Source organism: Archangium sp., assembly GCF_036388035.1.
Taxonomy (GTDB): domain Bacteria; phylum Myxococcota; class Myxococcia; order Myxococcales; family Myxococcaceae; genus Archangium.
The window spans coordinates 1-4,037 of record NZ_DASVSO010000984.1; the positions used below are offsets into that span (position 1 = coordinate 1).

3 protein-coding genes and 1 pseudogene are annotated in these 4,037 nt (G+C 69.8%); 2 read left to right on the top strand and 2 right to left on the bottom strand.

Annotated elements, in window-relative coordinates; translation table 11 throughout:
• Nucleotides 1-1,030, top strand: a pseudogene (locus tag VF697_RS40770) (hypothetical protein); the annotation flags it as partial.
• On the opposite strand, the gene VF697_RS40775 reads toward VF697_RS40770, so the two are convergent.
• Together VF697_RS40775 and VF697_RS40780 are read right to left on the bottom strand one after the other, a co-directional pair.
• Nucleotides 1,002-1,907, bottom strand: a complete 906-nt coding sequence (locus VF697_RS40775; RefSeq protein WP_331103801.1) for a hypothetical protein — start codon at nt 1,905-1,907, stop codon at nt 1,002-1,004. The pseudogene VF697_RS40770 and the gene VF697_RS40775 sit on opposite strands and share 29 nt — an antisense overlap.
• 201 nt (nt 1,908-2,108) lie before the next feature.
• Nucleotides 2,109-2,429 carry a hypothetical protein gene (locus VF697_RS40780; protein WP_331103803.1) on the bottom strand — a complete coding sequence of 107 codons (321 nt, stop codon included), beginning with the start codon at nt 2,427-2,429 and terminating at the stop codon, nt 2,109-2,111.
• A 590-nt stretch (nt 2,430-3,019) separates the two neighbouring features.
• On the opposite strand from VF697_RS40780, the gene VF697_RS40785 reads away from it, so the two are divergent.
• Nucleotides 3,020-4,009, top strand: coding sequence for a UDP-glucuronic acid decarboxylase family protein (locus VF697_RS40785; RefSeq protein ID WP_331103805.1), 990 nt, complete (start codon nt 3,020-3,022; stop codon nt 4,007-4,009).
• Nucleotides 4,010-4,037: the final 28 nt, after the last annotated feature.

The window sequence follows — 4,037 nt, forward strand, 5'->3', positions numbered from 1 at the left end:
GCGCACGGATGGCCGCGCCCTCGGCGCCCCCATCCCCCTGCCCTCGGGGCCCGCGCCGAGAAACATCTCGGTGGCCTTCGCCGGAGACACCTTCCTGGTGGTCTGGGATGAGGACGTCTCGGAGCATTCCTTTGACCGGGACGTCCGCGGGGCCCGGGTGAGCAGCGCGGGCGTGCTGCTGGACGCCGTCAGCCTGCCCATCGCCGTGGTGGCGGACACCCAGTCCCTGCCCTCGGTGGCCGCCTCCGGAGCCAGGTTCCTGGTGGTCTGGGAGGACGGGCGGAGCAGCGGCGGGTTCGGCAACGTCTCCTCCATCTACGGCACCCGCGTCAGCACCGCTGGCACCGTGCTGGACCCCGGCGGCTTCCTCATCGCGGACACCACCGCCACCGAGCAGACGCCTTCGGCCATTCATGCCGGGGGCCACTTCTTCGTCGCCTGGAGGCACTTCGACTTCTCGGGGCTCGGGGGTGACGCGGAGGAGAGCATTCGCGGCGCTCGCGTGGCGGAGGACGGCGTGGTGCTCGACTCGCCGGGGCGCCTCATCGGACCGGGCCCGGCCTTCAATGGGCCGCCCGCGCTCTCCTTCGACGGAGCCCACGTGCTGGTGGCGTGGGCGGAAGGCTCCTTCGAGGCCGCGCGGCTCTCCGCGGCCCGCGTGAGTGGGGCCGGTACCGTCCTGGACGCCGTGCCCCGCACCGTCGCGTCGGGCGAGCGTTTCCGGTCGCGGCCCACCGCCGCCTTCGACGGGGTGAACCATGTGCTGGTCTGGGAGGAGAACGGCTCGTTCATCTCCGAGAACGAGCCCGTGGACGTGTACGGCGCGCGCCTGCGGCCCGACGGCTCGGTGCGCGACCCCGGTGGGCGCCCCATCGCCCGGCACGAGGAGCCCGAGTACGGCCCCGTCGTCGTCTCCAACGGGGCCGGGCGCTCGGCGGTTTTCTACACGGAGTTCGTGACGGAAGAGGCGGTGATGAACACCCGCATCCAGGGGCGGAGGCTCACCGGGCCGGGTACTTCTGCACCTTGACGTCCATGGTGATGCTACCGGCCGCTCCGGACGTCCGCCCGGTGATCTTGATGATGCCCTTCCGGCCATCCGCGGTCTTGAAGAGCATGATGCTGCCGTTGGTGAACGCGTCCTCGGACTCCTGGATGTCCAGGTTCGCGATGGCCGTGTCATCTCCCATGGCGTCGAACTGCGCGGCCGTGAAGGTGGAGCTCGCGTACTGGTACTCCGTCAGGGTCGCACCGGGGATGGACTCGAAGCCCTCCTCCTCACCCACCTTGGAGGGCGAGACGAAATACGACAGGGAGCTGTAGGCCATGTAGACGACGTCGATCTTCGCGACGTTCGTGCTCGCCTGGGCCTTGGTGAAGACCTCGCCCGTGGTGCTGGAGAAGAAGTTGCCGGTCGTCGAGTGGGAGGGGCCACCGAGCGTGATGCCCTTCCACTCGCGGAGGGCCGTGCTCCGCTGGGGGATGAACGTGTACTCCTTCGAGGCGGTGCCGCCTTGCTTGTCCGTGGCCTTGAACGTCAGGACGATGCTCTTGCCCGGGAAGTTCTCCACCTCGTACGAGAAGTCGAACGTGTGGGCCGTGGCGGACTGGAAGCTGGAGGTCAGGCTCTGGAGGCTCTTCTCGTCACTCTCCACCTTGCGCGTCACGTCCAGGCTCTGGATCTCGCCCTCGGCCTGGAGGGAGACCTTCAAGGACAGCGTCTCGCCCACCTTCAGGGTGCTCGGATTGCTGGCACCCTCGAGGGTGAGCGCGGGCCTGGTGGCCTCCGCGCCACCGCAGGCCACCAGGGTGGCCTGGAGCACGAGCAGGAGCAGGGCCCCCGTGAGTGAGGCCTTCCCTGCGGACGCGGTCGAAGTGGTGCGTGGATTGCGGTACGGGCTCGTCATGTCTTTCCCCTCGGGTGCGCGGGTATTGCTTGCACCAGCAGGCGCCTCCCCGGTTGGGAGGGGAGGTTTCCCGCGTCGCACGCTGGCGGAGACAACCCTGTCAGCCGGGAGAGGGAGACGCTGTACCACTCAAGTGGTATTTCGCCGGCACCGTGGGCGGGCCCAGGGCCCGTAGCGCCTGACACCGTCCTTGCTCGCGCTTCAGCGCGAAGCGGTCTTCGCGGGAACCACCCACCCCGGGAGGACGGGCTCGTCGATGCCCGTTGCCCCGTCCTGCTCCAGCCGGGCCCGCACCTTCGGCGGAGCCCCGAGCACCACGTCCCGCCCGCGCTCGAAGCGCTGGGCCTTCACCAGCCCCAGCGTGGCCCGGTCCAACTGGAGCGCCCGGCGCGCGGAGGGAACGAGCAACACCGAGATGTCCTTCGTCAGCGCCTTCACCGCGTCAGGCGCGAGCGTCCCGTCCGGCTGGAAGAAGCGGGCCTGGACCTCGTCGTTGCTCCGGTAGTCATTGCCCCCGCCCACCTGCTCGAGCCAGTGGGCGTATTCGCCCCGCCCATCGGCGCGCTTCGGCTCGGGTGGAGCGACTTGCCATTTCCGGCGGGGCCCTGCGGGCCCGCCTCCCCAGGATTGCCCGTGGGTCCAGGCGCGCCTGCGTCACCCGTGCACGCGGAGAGCGCGAGCGCGGTCAGGGAGGCCAACACCAGACGCCCCGTCCAGCGCGCGCCCCTCGAAAAACCCGATTGCATCTCGTCCTCACATTGAAAGTGTGGAGGGCGGAGCGGACTGGCGCTCCCGCCCTCCTCGAAGTCCCTGGCGATGAGCGGGCTCCGATGGCGGCGGATGCTATTGGCGTTCCGTGGCCTCCGAGGTGGCACGAGCGTCACGGACGTCTCCACCGAGCCTGGCTGCCCACACCCCAGGTTCAATGGCTTTCCCTGGGCGCGACGTGTCGAGGGGGCCCGCGGGGGTGCCCACGGGGGTGCCCACGAACGCCGCCCTTGCTGGCTGGCGGACGTCTCGTGCACGGGAGCGTCCGCGAGTCGACCTTGTCCGCCCCCCCTCGCTTTCACCCCCCGAGCAACGGACGGACCCTTGCCCACATGAACAACGACATGACGGGAAAGCGGATCGTGGTGCTCGGCGGCGCGGGCTTCCTCGGCTCACACCTGTGTGAGCGATTGCTCGAGGATGGCGCCGCCGAGGTCATCAGCATCGACAACTTCAGCACCGGCTCCGAGCGCAACCTCGCCGAGCTGCCCCGCTTCGGGCGCTTCCAGTCCCTCCGCCATGACATCACCGCGCCCCTGCACATCCGGGGACCGGTGGACTACGTCTTCAACATGGCCTCGCCGGCCTCGCCCCTCGACTCCATGCAGCTGCCCATCGAGACGCTGCGCGTGGGCTCGCTCGGCACGGAGAACGGGCTCCTCCTCGCGCGTGACAAGGACGCGGTGTTCCTCCAGGCCTCCACCTCGGAGATCTACGGCAACCCGCTCGTGCACCCGCAGCGCGAGGAGTACTGGGGCAACGTGAACCCCACTGGCCCGCGCTCCTGCTACGAGGAGGCCAGGCGCTATGGCGAGGCCCTCGTCTCCGCCTACCGGCGCACCCACGGCGTGCAGACGCGCATCGCCCGCATCTTCAACACCTATGGCCCGCGCATGCGCCTGGAGGACGGGCACGTGGTGCCCACCTTCGTGGGCCAGGCCCTGCGCGGTGAGGACTTCACCGTCTTCGGCGACGGCTCGCAGACGCGCTCCTTCTGCTACGTGAGCGACGTCATCGAGGGACTCGTTCGGCTGGCTCTCTCGGACTGCACCGAGCCCGTCAACCTCGGCAACCCGCGCGAGATGACCATCCTCCAGCTCGCCGAGGCCGTGCGCCAGGTCCATGGCGGGAGCAGTCGGGTCCTCTTCCAGCCGCTGCCCAGGGACGAGCCCAGGCAGCGCCGCCCCGACATCACCCGCGCACGCATGGTGCTCGACTGGGAGCCGTACGTCTCCCTGGAGGAGGGGCTCCTCTCCACGTTCGCATGGTTCCGCAAGGTGACGAGCCGGCGCACCCCTCGGCACGAGGACGGCCTGGCCAGCGCGCCCCTGTAGTGGCCGGGTCAGTCCCGGGGCTCGCACC

Excerpts from the sequence above, each read along its gene's own strand:
- VF697_RS40785 (WP_331103805.1), top strand. The coding sequence starts at position 3,020 with ATGACGGGAAAGCGGATCGTGGTGCTCGGCGGCGCGGGCTTCCTCGGC.
- VF697_RS40775 (WP_331103801.1), bottom strand. The coding sequence starts at position 1,907 with ATGACGAGCCCGTACCGCAATCCACGCACCACTTCGACCGCGTCCGCA.